Raw genomic sequence first — 14,991 nt, 5'->3', positions numbered from 1 at the left:
AATCACCAAAAGGCAAAAGGCAGGAAATAGGAAGTTAATCTTATAAGTTGGATCAATAAAGACCTTAAGTATGATATTGGCGTCGCCGGATCATTCCAGATAAGGGGAAAGGGCCGTAATCGGCTTGCCAAAGAGGCTCCTGTACCAGTTGGAAGGTGTGCTTGGGTGGGTATATCTCCACTATAGTTTTACTTGCATTACCAATAACTTTGACGCTGAATAGCGTCTTTTTATTTTAACTAATACAACTTGGAGGAATTTAGTAATTAGTAAAGAATTATTAGAATATTGCCCAGTTTGGTTGTTAAAAAATAGTAGTCGGATTGATTTTATTAAAGGAAGTGTATTTGATGGACCAGCATGATCTTTTAATTCCGGATTTTCAAATATGGAGATGTGCATGGGAAATAAATGCGCATGATGATGATCATTTGCCCTCAATTCCTCATGGACATTGTATAGATAAAAAACGTGGTTATCTTAAATTAAATGTTTTTACTGGAGCGGTTATAGATGCCCGAACTAATGATCAAGCTGGTACAGCTAAGGCCAAAGACATATCTCGTTTACATAAAAGTAAAGCATTTCGTAAAATCGTTATGACCGCTAGACAATACCACGCAGAACACTTTCCCTATAGACCACTTCCGCCTCTTCCAGCATTCGCAGTTAAGATAACTAATAGATACAAGCGGTGCAAACAACGATTGAAGTCTTCTTTCACTCAACATGAACCAATATTGATATTTAGCCTAAAAGTTAGTCTAAGAAGGAATGGAGAGCGCCCTTCTAATCGTTCTCGTATAAATCGACATTCAAATAGAGTAGTATCAAGGTCCAAGTATTCAAAATTCTGAATGTTGTTATGGAACGATCGTTTAAAAGATAATCTAGGATTAAAATGCAACTGGATCCAAGGTGGATAAATATTAACCGACCAATGATATGGGACTAGTCATATGCGAACACAGCAAATATTTTGCATATTGTAAAGTATCGGTTTCGGGCATGGCTTATTTTGATATTGCAAAGAGAACTTTATCTGCAATTGGGCTAGATTGTCCGGTTTGGCTGCCGGATTTAATAAATAAGGTATGACATGAATAATAGGTTAGGATGCGAATTCATGTGAAAATATATGTTGGAATCACAGACTTTGACTGGTTTAAGACCCTTAAACAGGCGAATTGCGAGGAAATAAACTTTTGGAAACCTGGAGGCCGGACAAACTTTAAGGCCCTAGATGAAGGAGACCTTTTTTTGTTCAAACTCCATAGCCCTAAGGATTATATCGTTGGTGGAGGGTTATTTCTGAAGTTTTCCATTTTGCCATCTTCTTTAGCTTGGGATGCTTTTGGCATTGCCAATGGTGCTACCAGTCTGATAGAACTCAATAACCGGATCTACAAATACAAAAAGACGAATCGATTATCAAATCCTGACCCATACATAGGATGTATTATTCTCTCCATGCCATTTTATTTTAATGAACAGGACTGGATTCCAGTTCCTAAAGATTGGAATCGTAATATAGTTCAAGGTAAAACATATGATACCCGAGATATGACCGGCCAAATGCTTTATATGCAAGTGCAAGAAAAGCTTAGATTCAATAGTATTTCTCAATCAAGTATAAGGGAGATTAGCTTTCAGAACTGTTACGGAAAAGAACATATTATTAAACCTAGAATCGGCCAAGGAGCATTTAAAGTTTTGATTACGGATGCTTACCAACGACGATGTGCAATCACAGGCGAGAAGACCCTACCGGTTTTAGAGGCGGCTCATATTAAGCCCTACAGTATGGCTGGACCCCATGAGATCACCAATGGATTGCTCCTTAGAAGAGATTTTCATACCTTGTTTGATAGAGGATATATCACCGTCGATAAAATCTTAATGTAGAAGTTAGCCATCGAATAAAAGAGGACTTTGGAAATGGCAAAGAATACTATGCCCACCATGGAAAAAAATTAATGATTTTGCCTGAGCGAAAAGAACTATTGCCGGACTTATATTATTTAGAGTGGCATAATGAGAATGTTTATCTTGGATAGGTAAGAAAATTGTTAGGGTACGGTCTAGATACCCTTTTGTAAAGTGTTACATTGGAAAGGTTAAGGCTCGCAGCCTTCGATTTACAGCTATAGAACCCGTCAAAAACAATTCATACTCGTCTAAGTCGTCGAAGACTCATAGAAGGGGGCGGTCTCATGAGTAGAACTTCGAGTCAAAGCAAAAATACTGAAATGGCATTAGCTGGGATAGTGGAGCAAATAGATGTACAGCGAAACTCCCTCAAGTTTTGGTGCCGAAAAGGAGAGATTAGGGTTACTTCTAATTGTGACAATATTTAATGAAGGAGGAAATTTGGACGAAAACGACGAAGACATAAAAAATAATATAATAAATCTGCTGCCTAAATAGCTGTAAGCTTAGAATATAATACAAAAAAGCAAAGGATAACCTGTATCGTGCAGCAGGCAGCGCCACCTATGGCACAGTTAGGTGGATAATAGTTGATTATTTTACTCAAAGCAATATTTAAATTGAAATAAAATTAATGTTCAGTATTCAAAGGAGGAGTAAAATGGGATGGAAATTGCCGGAATACTCAAAAGGTCAAATCATTAATGCGGGTAAAAAGATAAAAGATACTGCTACAAGTTTTGAAGAAAGCAAAGAAGCGTTAATGATTATTGATAACTGGAGAGCTTCACATGCATTCCCGCTTCAAGTAATTTATTGTCACTTGAAAAGAAAATATGACAAACCTAATTTTATTGTTGCGCAGAGGTTGAAGCGACTTGATTCAATTGTTAAAAAATTAGAACGAGAGCCTACTATGAGCCTTTGGACTATGCAAGATTTGGGTGGATGTAGGGTTGTCGTTCCTACTATTAATGAAGTATACGATGCAGCAAAAAAATACAAATCATCTCGTGTTCGCCATATTCTGAAAAAGGAATGCGATTATATACAACAACCAAAGCGCTCTGGCTATAGGAGTTACCATCTAGTGTATCAATATCAAAGCGACACTAAAGAGACATATAACCGCAATATGCTCATTGAAATTCAAGTACGTACACACTTGCAGCATTTATGGGCAACTGCAGTGGAAACGATGGGGTTGTTTACTAAGCAAGCATAGAAAGCCAGCAATGGGGAAGAAGACGCATTACGCTTCTTTGCACTAATATCCTCGTTGTTCGCGTTAAAGGAAAATATGCGAATTGTACCTGAAACTCCTGAAAAACCAGAAGATATTATTACTGAATTAAATTTACTTGAGTCCAAGCACAACTATTTAGCTATGCTAAGTGGAATCCGGGTAGCAGTTGATCGTTTGGATGAGAAAAGTAATAAGCATTAGGGGCTATAAACTTTAAGTTCTTTACTTTTTTAGATACTTGCTGAGGACATGATCTTTGGTAGGACTCTTTCCGGAATCAATATCAGCTAAAATGATGAAATTAAAAATTCGGCGGTTTTGAGGTCGACTAATCTGGATTAGTCCATCTCAAAACCACCGAATTTTTTAACTGAAGGTTGTGTGTGATGTCTGTTGACGAAAATATTGAGGCCAACGATAACTACTTCCTTAGCCCTTTGATCAACTCGTGAATGTTCATTATTTGCTTTTCATCCAATTGATTTAGGTCATCAATGACCGCCTTTATTAAAGGTGGATTAATTGTCTTCTCATCAAAGAATTCCTTGGGGGAAATGTTGAAGTATTCACAGATATAAAAGAATACTTGCATAGAGGGCATAGATTTACCATTCTCAATATGATTAATATAATTTTCATTTTGTCCAATGGATAAACTCATATCACGAGCAGAAACCTTTTTCATTGTTCTCAGTTTTGCAATTCGTTCAGATAAATACTTCTCATACATATTATGTGATCACCGCCTTGTATACAATATTGTACATTTTAATAAGTTGTTATTCGCAACATCTAAAGTCTTATTTTGATTGACATACAATTTGAAAAGTTGCAAAATAAAATAAATACAATGTCAAATAGTGTGAAAGGCGGCAAGCTAACATGAGCATGAGAAATATATATCGAAAAATTGCCAAAGAGCATGGCGTTACTGTTCCTGAAGTTAAAAGAGAAATGCAAGCGACTATTGATTATGTCTACAAAAAAATAGATAAATCAGAGAGTGAAAAGATTATGCAGAAAGTTATACATCGTAAGGGTGGAATCCCGACTACAGAAGAGTTTATAAAATCATTAGCCCATAAAATTGAAAATAAGTATCGGAGTACTTAGCATGCTGGTGAAGAGATGGCATTCGAAGAATGGGCAGACTTGGGGAATGACGTGAACAAATAGAGAGGCGCAAAGATAATGGCTTGTACCAAGAATCTTACGCGCGAAAAATTCTTGGTACAAGCCCGGGATCAGTCTCTCTTTTATGGGGAAGAACATATGGTTTGAAATAACCGCAAAAGTAAAATGTAAAATTATGAACCGCTTCAAACCATCCGCTTAAAGAGCCGCTTCCTTCGCGGGAACCATTTTCTCCTTCGTCTTAACTGTTCTTCTCTTGATAAATAAAAAGACACAGGGAATACAGACAAACAAAGGTATAGCAGAGATCAGAAAAGTATCCGCAATGGCAGAGTTTAAGGCTTCTTTTTGCATAATACCGACTAAAACAGCACTGGCACCACCCGTCGCTGTGGCAGCATCCGTACCCATTTGGGCAAGTGCTGATGAAATCTGACTAAGAGCTTGTGTCGCCAGATAGGAATCGGAAGGAATACCGTCCGCGATGTTTCTGACATGAAAAATCTGGCGATTGGTCATGAGCGTGGTAAATATGGCAATGGACATTGTCCCCGCAACCTGACGCAAGACATTGGATAAGGAGGATCCCCGTCCGATAAGTTCTTTAGGAATCGAATTCATTCCGGCGGTGGTAATTGGCATCATACATAGCCCAATTCCCATTCCCCGCAGGGCCAGAATCACAGTCAGCCAGGGAATGGGTGTATTAATAGCCAGGTGCTGCAGCTCATAGGTGGTCGTACTCATTAAAAGCAAACCGGCTATAGCAACAGGGACTACCCCTAGCTTATCAAATAGCCTGCCGCTGAGGGGCATCATTAAGGCCATTAAGACACCTTGAGGTATCATAATAATCCCCGTGTCAATGGGAGTTAACCCCTGCACATTTTGTAAATAGAGGGGAACAAGAAAAGACCCTCCCATTAACCCTGCCATGACCAAACCGCCGCAGATCACACTTAAGGTGAAAATCGGATTTTTAAATAACTGCAAATCGAGGAGGGGGTCTTCCGCTCCGGCTTCCACCCAGATCAGCAGCAGCAGGCTAAAGAAGGAAACAAACAACAGGCCTACGATATATAAGGAAGTCCAGCCTTCTTTATTGCCCTGACCTAAAGCCAGAAGCAGGGTGGAAAAGAAAATAACGGATAATACCGCTCCCCCCAGATCAAAGCTGGCTTGCTTCAGCGGTGATTCTTTAAGCAGGAATATCCCTGCCGTAACGGCAAAAATCCCAAAGGGAACACTGATGAAAAACAGCCAGCGCCAGCTAAAGAAATCAATTAAATAGCCACTGATGGTAGGTCCTACTGCCGGGGCTGCCATAGCCGCAATTCCCCATATGCCCAGAGCTGTTCCGATTTTGTTTTTAGGAACAATCCCGTAAATGATCGTCATGCTTAAAGGAGAGAGTACCCCCCCTGATATGCCCTGCAGGACCCGAAAGGCAATCAGGCTGATATCACTCCAGGCCAAACCGCATAATACCGAAGTTATGGTAAAGCCGGCTAAGGAGATGATGAATAGTTTCTTAGTCCCAAACCGGTCACCCAGAAAACCACTGAGCGGTATGACAATTGCGGCAGCCAGGGAATATCCCGTTAAAACCCACTGCATTGTATCGGTGGTAGATCCAAACACATTGGTCATTTCGGGAATGGCCACATTAATCAAACTATTATTGAGAACCGTTACAAAGGTTCCCAATATGACCGCACATAAGGCTAACCACATTCTGTCGTCCCTCCTAATTAATCTGGACTTTAACCCCGTCGGTCAATTGGGAGCCTGGATTAATGACGATCTCATCATTATTGGCAACTCCGTTTATGACGTAATTCCAGTTAGAGTCTTTTTCCTTAACTTCCACTTGGACGAGACGAGCCACATCATTATCTACCTTGTAAACATAATATTTCTGGTCCTGCTCTACGATAGAGGACTTAGGTAGTTCTGAGATTTTCCCGTTCATGGAATCCAGGGAGATCCTGGCAATCATGCCAACCCGTAATACAGCTGAAGTATTGTCTATCCTTATTTTTACAGGGAAGGTATTGTTGGTTGAATCGGATACAGGGCTGATCAAGTCGATGGTTCCGTTAAATTTCTGGTCTATCCCGTCTACAAATACTTCTACAGGAGTCCCCGGCTTGACCTGAAAAACTTTATCTTGAGGAACGCTTACCTGCAGCAGAACTTCCTGCATGTTAACGATCGTCAGCATTGAGACCCCGGGAGAGGCCATTTCCCCCGGATTAATCAGCTTTTCGGTTACGGTACCGTTAAGGGGAGAATAGATGGACGCATCCTGTACGGCACTTTGGGCCAGGGCTAAAGAAGCTTCGGCTCCTGGCAATCCGGCCTTTGCTTGTTCGTAGGCTGCTTCAGCTGTCTTCAGCTTCGTGTTGACAGCATCCAAATCACTTTGCGGAACGACTCCGGATTCCGCTAGGGCTTTAGTGCGATCGTAATTGGTTTGGGCGTAGTCCAGGGCAATTTTAGTCTGAACAATGGTTTGTTTTAAAGTTTCCAACGAGCTTTGGGTTTGGATCACTTTATTCCCACTATCAAAAGTATCCAACTGAACAAGTAAGTCGCCTTTTTTGACAAGGGAGCCTTCCTTTACGTTTACCTCGGTCACCTTGCCAGCCACCTTGGAGAAAACTTTCGCTTGTTGGTCCACAATAATCTTACCGCTTAAATTGGCATCATTGGTGGTGCTGCCGACTTTCATTACTTTTACCGGTATGGCAGTCGGTGCCGGATTGCCGGACGATGTAGTCTTTGCAGCGCAGCCGGTCACTATTAAAGCCAATGTTGAAGATAAGAGGGTAATTGCTAATAGTCTGTTAATCATGCCTTTGCTCATGTTTCGTTCACCTGGTTAACCTTTCGCTTGGATTTTTAAGACGACGTTCATACCGGGAGATAATGAAAGCCCCTGTTGGTCATCAATGGATAGTTTGATGGGAATCCGCTGGGTTACCTTGGTGAAGTTGCCGCTGCTGCTGAGAGAAGGCATTAAGGAAAAGCTGGAAACCGTCCCTTCACCGATTTCGATTATTTTTCCTGTCAGGGTATGTCCGGGAAAACTATCCACGGTAAATTCCGCTGTTTCTCCGTTTTGCAGGCGGCTGATATAGGTTTCCTCAATATTAGCGGAAATGTATAAGTTGCTTTTATCCACCACTAAAGCGATAGGCTGGCCGGGGGAAAGAACTTCCCCTTCTCTGGCCAGAGTTTTGGTTACGGTTCCCGTGATAGGAGCCCGGAGGCTGGCGTTATCTAATAAGCCTGTGGCCAGATTGTTCGTATCCTGCTGACCGACAATCTGGTCTGCGACTACCGTATCACCCTGTTTTATCTGAAGGCTGAGGAGCTTTCCCGATATCCGCGGCATAACCCGGTAAGTATCCCCGTCAATACGGGCGTCTTCAGTAGACACGTAATGGGACCCTTCATACCAGTAGTAGTAACCAATACCTCCTCCGACAACAACCATTAAGGCTAAAATGACATACAGCACTATTTTTCGTTTCATTCTTATAACTCCTTGCTCCTTCTAACTGGTTAATCGGGTGTTTCCTTTTATATGTAATGATAGTTTGAGGCTGGCTGCGTCCCTAATTGTCAAAGCCCTGCAGAAGATCCTTGAAGCAGTGGCGGATCACATCCCCACGGCTAATGATGCCAACTAATACTCCATTTCGCTCAACAGGCAGTTTCTTAATTTTCTTTTTCCCCAGAATAGTAGCGATGTTTTCAACGTCTTCGTCCCAGGAAACTTTAATGACCTTACTCTGAGCAATCTTAAGTACCTCTAAATCCAGCAGGAGTTTGATTCTTTCCGGGAACTCCTCATCATCCTTAATGACGGTAAAGTAGTAGAGTGAATCAAAGATTCGATGTTCATGGGTGCCGATATAGCGCATGATATCCCCGTCGCTTATGTAACCAACAATTTTATTTATACTGTTGATTACCGGAACACCGCTGATCCTGTGAGTAATGAACTTAGCAATGACTGCACCGACTGTATCGCTTTCTTTAACGGTATAAACATCACTTATCATAATTTCATGAGCCTGCATAATTACCCCTCCTAACCTTTACTTGTACGCTTTTTAATATAGTTGTATGATGAAACTATGTAATTGTATTATACAACTAAGTTGTCTGATGATCAATTCCTGATTTTGTATGAGATTTGCTTCGTTTTTTAAAATCTTGTGGTTATGATAGAATAAATCGTGTTATAAATTCGGTGAGGCAGTAAGGAGGCAAGACTGAAATGAATGAAAATTGGCTGGAGACCATTCTATCTGAATTAGCCGTCCTTCACCGCAGTCTTGGATCGGCAGCTAAATATAAAAAGCCCGGAACCATTGAACGGTCCGCCCATCTGTTGCTTGGACAAATTACTTCTCAGGGTCCAGCCGGTGTCAAAGCTTTGGCGGAGGAATTCCAGTTGGATATTTCCACCGTAAGCAGACAAGCGGCAGCCCTGGAGAAAAAAGGATATGTCTATCGTATGCCGGACCCTTTAGATAAAAGGGCGTATTCACTTCAGATTACGGAACTGGGAATGAAAGAACTTATGAACTATAAGCAAAAACGTTTGGCTGATATGGGGGAACTGCTCAAAGATTGGTCTGCTGAAGACTGCGAAGCTTTCGGGCAGCTTTTGAAAAAATTCAATCATACCTTGTTGAATTTGACCAGCAAGTAGAAAATCATCAAGGCCCGTACCTTCTATTATGAGGAGATGAAAAATCGGCGGTTTTGAGGTCTGACTAATTTAGATTAGTGACCTCAAAACCGCCGATTTTTTAAACTGAAGAAGGGCTTTCCTTATCAGGGGGCAAAAAACGACAGAGTGTTAGCGAGATTTTTTTAATTACGAGGGGAGGATATTGAGGAAAAATGTGGAAATAAGCTATGACACTTATATTGGAGGTTAACAACAACCCATGTATCGCTTTATTGCAATCATGAGCTTACTTGCGGCGGCTATTGTTTTTTTAATTAACTATGTACTCCTAATGCAGCCGCAGTATCCGTCACAATCGACAGTTCAGCCTCAACAATCGCCTGAAACACAAGCTCACCTAGAATATAGTCAACAGGATCATGATGCATCTATAAGAGAAAGAGCACTGACCAAGGGGGAAAGAAGATGATAACCAAACAAAAAATTCCTGGGGTATTGAAAGTTATAATATCCTTAATGTTTGTAATAATACTCCTCTTTCTGATACAGGGCTGTTCGGAAACCGGGAATTTGGGAGAATCGGCACAGTCTCAGATACCGGCAGCGCCAAGCGCGGCTCCAAAAGCAATCACTCTAACCCCATCGGAGGAGGCCGCCGCCATCGGCATCACAGCGGCAAATTATCCGCGCATCGACGGCTCGACTTCCACGCTGCCTCTAGTACAGAGAATCTACAAAAGGATGTTCCATCCCTCTGACAACATGGAAGACAGGTGGTCGGGCCTTACGGAAAGAGCCTCCAAAACCATGAAGTCATATGAGCTGCTCATTGCGGGAGACGTTGATTTAATCCTTGTCCCAGATCCATCAAAAGAGGTCGCGGAGGTTGCGGAAAAGGCCGGAACGGAGCTTGAATATATCCCTGTTGGCGCTGAAGCCCTTGTGTTTATCACACACGAGGACAATCCCGCAAGCAATATTGATGCCTCTCAGGTTCAGAAAATCTATGCCGATATGTCTATTACCAACTGGTCCAAGCTGGGAGGTAAAGACGGGCGGATCGTACCAATTTGTCGCAACGCTGATTCCGGTTCCCAGGCGCAGTTGGAGAATTTGGTGCTCGGGGACAAAAAGATAAACCCTGCCGTCGAGGAGAACTATATGGAGCGGGACATGAACGGGATGCTGCAAATGGTGGAGGAATACAGGCATTTCGCCCATGACGGCGAAGAAAACGCATATACGTTGGGCTACACCCTTTACTACTACATACAGCTTTCCCAGAGTGTGATCGGCGAAATGAATATCAAAACTCTCGCCTTTAACGGAGTTGCTCCGACGCCGGAAACGATTTTGGCCAAGGAGTATCCCCTTGCCATCAATTACTATGCAGTCATGCGGAAAGACCTGCCGGAGGGCCATCCGGCGCGGAAGATTGCCAAATGGCTGCAATCGAGTGACGGTCAATGGGAGGTCGCCACTGCTGGTCTGGGCTCCCTCAAGACGTTGTATGAGCCGCCGCAATAAGCGAACTTGGCCCCTGGTACCAGCTATGCAGGCAAAATTCAATCTAATGCGGGAAGTTTTTGTGCCTTTAGATCTACAAATAGTTTCCATTGAATATCCCGGAAAGTATGGATATGTAGGTCTTGATTCTCCTCCGCTGGAATACAAAAAGAACTATGAACTATGGTGTTAATCCGTATAAAGCCATGTCCCTCCATGTGAATTTAAGGAATCTGGCGATGGATATCTCTTGAAAGATTATCTGCATTTGAACGGAGAGAAGAAGTGCCTGATGGAGATGAAATATTGATCCTTGCTGATTTTTATAAGTGTGATTTTAGGTTTTTTATCTCAAACGAATTATTTGTCCGAATGTGAGGCATTTTTACTATGAAATTGGTCGAGAAAAGCAAAAGGAATTTAACTTTGTTAAAGAGGGTAACTACTTTAAAGGGCATGGTGAAGAGGCGGCAATTGAGTTAAGAAGGTGGTTAAGATACAGTCCGATCCAAGTACCTGTGGACATATACTCGGATTTTAGAAGTATAGGTATTCATAACTTCATTCTCTCAAGTTAAAGAATTACACTTAACTTCGCTAAAGACTGCGAAGTTGTTTAGAAAAAGGCGCTTATTTGCGCCATTAATTATATTATGCCTGCTCCATGCTTATCACTCGTGCAGAATACGTTCCTTTTTTAGCTTGCGCTTTTTGAAAGATATATTTGCAAACCCGCTAAGAAGCAGCAATCCCAGTATGGGATCGAAAATTCCAAAATACAGGTTGCTAGCAATCCGCCGTTCAAGAAGACTGACAGATTAACCATTCGCTGCGCTACCAATGAGCTATATCGGCATGTATATGACACGGTATTCTAATAGTTATAATTTCAATAATTTGAAATTCCAGTATGTGAATGAATATTACGGTTTTGTAGAATTTAGTTCGGATTATTCAAGTATGTGCACCTTTTATCCAGGCTACTGCTAATTCTTATACTTTGACACATCGGTAGGATAATTTTGGGGTTAAGAGTTGAGCTGCCTGGAAGGCATTAAAAATGGAGGGTAAGGCCACTGGCTTACCCTCTATGATTTACTACTAACTGAACCGTAACACACTAAGCTAGTACAGTTCCATGGATAATAACTTGGCCCGTTGCTAGTTGCTTTCTCACTAACTATTCTCTTAAATGGGAGTTTAGCGAACCAATAATATTCCAATGTGTTAAGTTTGGCCCCGAAAATGGAGAGATAAGCGGTGCTTGCACTTGACAAGATATCCATCAAAGAAGGTAATTCATGCCAATATGACGAAAATATAATATAATAAGTGGAAACTTTGCGTGCGTCATGGAGAGGGCATTGGATAAGTTTTTTAATTAGACGTTATAGAAAATGGAGTAGCTCAAATTGTTTAGCAGGGGTGAAAAAGCATAATGCAGCAAAAGACAGTACAAATATCACGCTTGGTCATTGGTGCTCCGAAAGGTCGCTCAGGTAAGAGCATGGTAACCATGGGACTGCTGGCAGCCTTGATGATCCGAGGATTGAAAGTTCAACTCTATAAAAATGGACCTGATATTACTGAACTCGGTTGGTTGGCTAGTGCGACTGGACGTCCCTGTCATAATTTCGATAGTTTTCTCATGTCCCGGGAAGTGATTAGGCAATCCTTCATTCGGCACGCCGTCAGCGCGGATCTTGGGATCGTCGAGGGGGTAGATGGCCTATTTGACAGTGTAGACTTGGCGGGCAGAGGCAGTACGGCCGAAGTAGCCAAAGCAATACAAGCGCCGGTGATACTGGTGGTGGATACTGCGCGTATAACCCGTAGTGTGGCTGCCGTGGTAATGGGTTTTATGCGCTTTGACCCAGATATCCGGTTGGTCGGCGTAATTTTAAACAGGGTGGCCGCCCGTCCCCGTCACGAAAATATGATGAGGTCTGCTATTGAACAATATTGTGGCTTACCGGTATTAGGGGCGATACCAAAGGGAGTCCTGTTAAACATCCCCGACCAGCATTTGGGGTTGATTCCCACAGATGAACGAAAAGATTTGGACCAGGCGGTGGAAGAAATAGGTCAAACGGCGTTGAAATATCTTGACCTAGATGGGTTGTTGCAGGTGGCCGCTAATGTACCGCCCTTGGAAATTACCGGTGGAGAGGGAGTCGTTTTTCCTTAACATAACCTATTTCACCGGGCTCAAATAAAAATGTTTTAGCAACTAAACTTCGCTAAAGACTGCAAAATCCTCATGAGAGAAATAGAGGATTTTGGACGTAAGAGAGATTGTTTTTATATGATGTTCGTGTCCGGTGGTCATAGAAAAGAAGTCCGTAAATTTTATAAGGCAATTGAATACGATTTAGATTATGTTAAGGGATTTAAAAAGTTCCTTTAAACTATAATAACAAATTTACCTGCCGGAGTGCTTTGGGTGTCTCTGGTTTTATTACAATAAGCAGGAAAGGAAAATGCAAAGTGAAAACTATCGGTTTGATTGGTGGAATGAGTTGGGAATCAACAGTTACCTATTATCTTGAGATTAACCGTTATATTAATAAAAAATTAGGTGGATATTATAGCGCAAAGTGTATTTTGTATAATGTCCAATATCAGGAGATAAAGGATGTTCATAAAAAAGGCGACTGGGATCGTGCTGGTGACATACTGTCGGAAGCGGCATTATCCCTGAAAGCGGGTGGTGCTGATTTTATAATACTGGCTACCAATACGATGCATATTGTTGCCCCAAGAATCAAGGCAGCCGTTGAGCTTCCTTTTTTACATATAGCAGAAGTTACAGCTGATCGACTTTGTTTAGATGACATAAAAACAGTAGCGTTATTGGGTACACGCTTTACAATGGAAAAAGATTTCTATAAAAAGGTGTTAGAGGATCGCGGTATCAATGTCCTGATTCCCGAAAAGGATCACATTGAAAAAATCCACGAAATTATAAACAAAGAGCTGATATTGGGTAAAGTTGAAGCGTCATCGCGCGAGTGTTTCAAGAAAATTATTATTTCACTCCAAAAGCAAGGCGCACAAGGGGTTATTCTGGGGTGCACTGAAATTGGTCTGCTAATCAAGCAGGAAGACAGTATATTACCAGTATATGACACGGCGCTTTTACATGCTGATGCTGCGGCAGATTATGCATTAAACGATTGAATAATTGGGTCGAGGGTGACTGAACAATGGGAATAATCTTTAAAAATATGAAGAATACTCACAAACTGATATTTGTCTTTATATTAGCTCTGATAGTTTTGTTATTCGTAAGACCTAAAACACCGCAAGAGCAAGTAATAGCTAAATACATAAAAGAAACAAACAGCAACTCATATACATTAGCAATGATAGTAAAAGAGTCAGATTTTATCGATCCATATCCAAAGTACGGAAGACTATATCATGTTTGGGGAGTTATAGGTGACTTTGCAGATGTAAACTTTTTTTACCTATATGAAGATATTGACGGATGGAAAGTTGATAAATGTGGAACAGGACCTTAAATACGACAATTAATAACTGGTTATTGGAGTGAAAGCATGAGGATTTTGAAGAGAGGAATAAGTTCTGTATTATAATTATTTTAGCATTTATGAGGTTCGTTACATTGCCTCCAGGTGAAAGGAAAATGATTCCAAATTCTTTTGCATTTCATCAGAGAAAGGGACCTTTGAGATAGGTTTGGTGAATGGCCCCAATCTAATTTTATTTACCGATGATGAGAGCAGAAGGGTTGGTAATAATCTTTGATTAGCCTTCGAAGCCGAACCACGGCAAACAACAGACAATTCTCTAAATCTGAGAGGATATGAACGTAATAACCAGCTTCTGGATACGCGAACAGTTCTGCGACATATCGTGCAAGAGACGTGCCATTTTTGGCGCGGACGAAAAGAATCTGCGGTATTTCTTCGCATTTGGTTAGTAACTGGAAGTTATAGCCAATTCAGACATGGGCACAAAAAGTAGGATCATGGGAAGAAATGGATTGTAATAAAATGTGTGTTCATGATTCTTAAACTGTAACGCATTCGTAGGATTATGCGCAACAAAGGAGGGTGAAAATGTTCTTTGTTATCATATGTATAATTGTTTGGGTATTGTACACATTTGTTATGCAAAGAAGATTAAATGAAGAATTCAGACTGTTTAACGCCTTGCTTCCACTTGTAATATTAAGTCTAATTGTATCTTTAAGTCTTGGGGTAAACTATGTAGCCTCTGCTATTCCAAGTATCAATGATGGTATATCGATACATACTTCTTTGGCTCACTGGATTATAGGGGAAGATAGTTGGAGTATTAATCTCTTTAAGAATTACTTTGATTATTCGATTTGGATAAGTCTAATTCTGCTGGCATTGTACTCAGGGTTGAGGATTTGGAAGGATTAGTAATAGACGCATCATTTTTATGTTGCGACCCATTCGTTGGAAAGTGTGCC

The 14,991-nt window shown here is 41.2% G+C and carries 18 protein-coding genes; 13 read left to right on the top strand and 5 right to left on the bottom strand.

What is annotated here, in order from left to right; translation table 11 throughout:
* Positions 1-350 precede the first annotated feature (350 nt).
* From BLS16_RS05440 to BLS16_RS23450, 5 genes are all read left to right on the top strand, one after another.
* The gene (locus tag BLS16_RS05440) at positions 351-857 is read left to right on the top strand and encodes a hypothetical protein (protein ID WP_092330887.1); all 507 of its coding nucleotides are present in this window, start codon (positions 351-353) and stop codon (positions 855-857) included.
* A gap of 271 nt (positions 858-1,128) precedes the next feature.
* The gene (locus BLS16_RS05435; RefSeq protein ID WP_207649731.1) at positions 1,129-1,905 is read left to right on the top strand and encodes an HNH endonuclease; all 777 of its coding nucleotides are present in this window, start codon (positions 1,129-1,131) and stop codon (positions 1,903-1,905) included.
* Positions 1,906-2,213: 308 nt separating this feature from the next.
* Positions 2,214-2,357, top strand: coding sequence for a hypothetical protein (locus tag BLS16_RS23455; RefSeq protein ID WP_176786078.1), 144 nt, complete (start codon positions 2,214-2,216; stop codon positions 2,355-2,357).
* Positions 2,358-2,590: 233 nt separating this feature from the next.
* On the top strand, positions 2,591-3,154 hold the full coding sequence (locus BLS16_RS05430; RefSeq protein ID WP_176786077.1) for a RelA/SpoT domain-containing protein: 564 nt from the start codon (positions 2,591-2,593) through the stop codon (positions 3,152-3,154).
* 54 nt (positions 3,155-3,208) lie between these two features.
* Complete coding sequence (locus BLS16_RS23450) at positions 3,209-3,376, top strand: hypothetical protein (protein ID WP_176786076.1); 168 nt, start codon at positions 3,209-3,211, stop codon at positions 3,374-3,376.
* Between the two features lie 220 nt (positions 3,377-3,596).
* Here the strand turns inward: BLS16_RS23450 and BLS16_RS05425 are convergent, their stop codons facing one another.
* The gene (locus tag BLS16_RS05425; protein WP_092330882.1) at positions 3,597-3,905 is read right to left on the bottom strand and encodes a helix-turn-helix domain-containing protein; all 309 of its coding nucleotides are present in this window, start codon (positions 3,903-3,905) and stop codon (positions 3,597-3,599) included.
* A gap of 152 nt (positions 3,906-4,057) precedes the next feature.
* On the opposite strand from BLS16_RS05425, the gene BLS16_RS05420 reads away from it, so the two are divergent.
* A complete protein-coding gene (locus BLS16_RS05420) occupies positions 4,058-4,288 on the top strand; it encodes a sporulation initiation factor Spo0A C-terminal domain-containing protein (RefSeq protein WP_092330880.1) in 231 nt (76 codons plus the stop codon).
* A gap of 219 nt (positions 4,289-4,507) precedes the next feature.
* Here BLS16_RS05420 and BLS16_RS05415 read toward each other — a convergent pair whose 3' ends face one another.
* The 4 genes from BLS16_RS05415 to BLS16_RS05400 form a co-directional block, all read right to left on the bottom strand.
* Positions 4,508-6,043, bottom strand: coding sequence for a DHA2 family efflux MFS transporter permease subunit (locus BLS16_RS05415; protein ID WP_092330877.1), 1,536 nt, complete (start codon positions 6,041-6,043; stop codon positions 4,508-4,510).
* A gap of 13 nt (positions 6,044-6,056) precedes the next feature.
* Positions 6,057-7,178 (bottom strand): efflux RND transporter periplasmic adaptor subunit, encoded by a 1,122-nt coding sequence (locus BLS16_RS05410; protein WP_176786075.1) that lies wholly within the window; start codon positions 7,176-7,178, stop codon positions 6,057-6,059.
* A 15-nt stretch (positions 7,179-7,193) separates the two neighbouring features.
* Positions 7,194-7,850: an HlyD family efflux transporter periplasmic adaptor subunit gene (locus tag BLS16_RS05405; protein WP_092330874.1), complete on the bottom strand. Its 657-nt coding sequence runs from the start codon at positions 7,848-7,850 to the stop codon at positions 7,194-7,196.
* A gap of 82 nt (positions 7,851-7,932) precedes the next feature.
* Positions 7,933-8,400 carry a CBS domain-containing protein gene (locus BLS16_RS05400; RefSeq protein WP_092330872.1) on the bottom strand — a complete coding sequence of 156 codons (468 nt, stop codon included), beginning with the start codon at positions 8,398-8,400 and terminating at the stop codon, positions 7,933-7,935.
* A 200-nt stretch (positions 8,401-8,600) separates the two neighbouring features.
* Between BLS16_RS05400 and BLS16_RS05395 the strand changes: the two genes are divergently transcribed.
* The 7 genes from BLS16_RS05395 (at position 8,601) to BLS16_RS05365 (ending at position 14,941) form a co-directional block, all read left to right on the top strand.
* Positions 8,601-9,038, top strand: coding sequence for a MarR family winged helix-turn-helix transcriptional regulator (locus BLS16_RS05395; RefSeq protein ID WP_092330869.1), 438 nt, complete (start codon positions 8,601-8,603; stop codon positions 9,036-9,038).
* A gap of 447 nt (positions 9,039-9,485) precedes the next feature.
* On the top strand, positions 9,486-10,547 hold the full coding sequence (locus BLS16_RS05385) for a PstS family phosphate ABC transporter substrate-binding protein (RefSeq protein WP_092330864.1): 1,062 nt from the start codon (positions 9,486-9,488) through the stop codon (positions 10,545-10,547).
* Positions 10,531-10,719 carry a hypothetical protein gene (locus tag BLS16_RS23110; RefSeq protein ID WP_143015506.1) on the top strand — a complete coding sequence of 63 codons (189 nt, stop codon included), beginning with the start codon at positions 10,531-10,533 and terminating at the stop codon, positions 10,717-10,719. The genes BLS16_RS05385 and BLS16_RS23110 overlap by 17 nt, the downstream gene beginning before the upstream one ends.
* Positions 10,720-11,964: 1,245 nt before the next feature.
* Positions 11,965-12,714 carry a nucleotide-binding protein gene (locus tag BLS16_RS05380; RefSeq protein ID WP_092330861.1) on the top strand — a complete coding sequence of 250 codons (750 nt, stop codon included), beginning with the start codon at positions 11,965-11,967 and terminating at the stop codon, positions 12,712-12,714.
* A gap of 299 nt (positions 12,715-13,013) precedes the next feature.
* Complete coding sequence (locus tag BLS16_RS05375) at positions 13,014-13,706, top strand: aspartate/glutamate racemase family protein (RefSeq protein ID WP_092330859.1); 693 nt, start codon at positions 13,014-13,016, stop codon at positions 13,704-13,706.
* Positions 13,707-13,732: 26 nt separating this feature from the next.
* Positions 13,733-14,050: a hypothetical protein gene (locus BLS16_RS05370; protein ID WP_092330856.1), complete on the top strand. Its 318-nt coding sequence runs from the start codon at positions 13,733-13,735 to the stop codon at positions 14,048-14,050.
* 561 nt (positions 14,051-14,611) lie between these two features.
* The gene (locus BLS16_RS05365; RefSeq protein WP_092330853.1) at positions 14,612-14,941 is read left to right on the top strand and encodes a hypothetical protein; all 330 of its coding nucleotides are present in this window, start codon (positions 14,612-14,614) and stop codon (positions 14,939-14,941) included.
* Positions 14,942-14,991 lie beyond the last annotated feature (50 nt).

This window comes from Desulfosporosinus hippei DSM 8344 (assembly GCF_900100785.1).
Lineage (GTDB): Bacteria > Bacillota > Desulfitobacteriia > Desulfitobacteriales > Desulfitobacteriaceae > Desulfosporosinus > Desulfosporosinus hippei.
The sequence above is the reverse complement of the archived record's forward strand: the minus strand, read 5'-3'. Positions and strand labels throughout refer to the sequence as shown.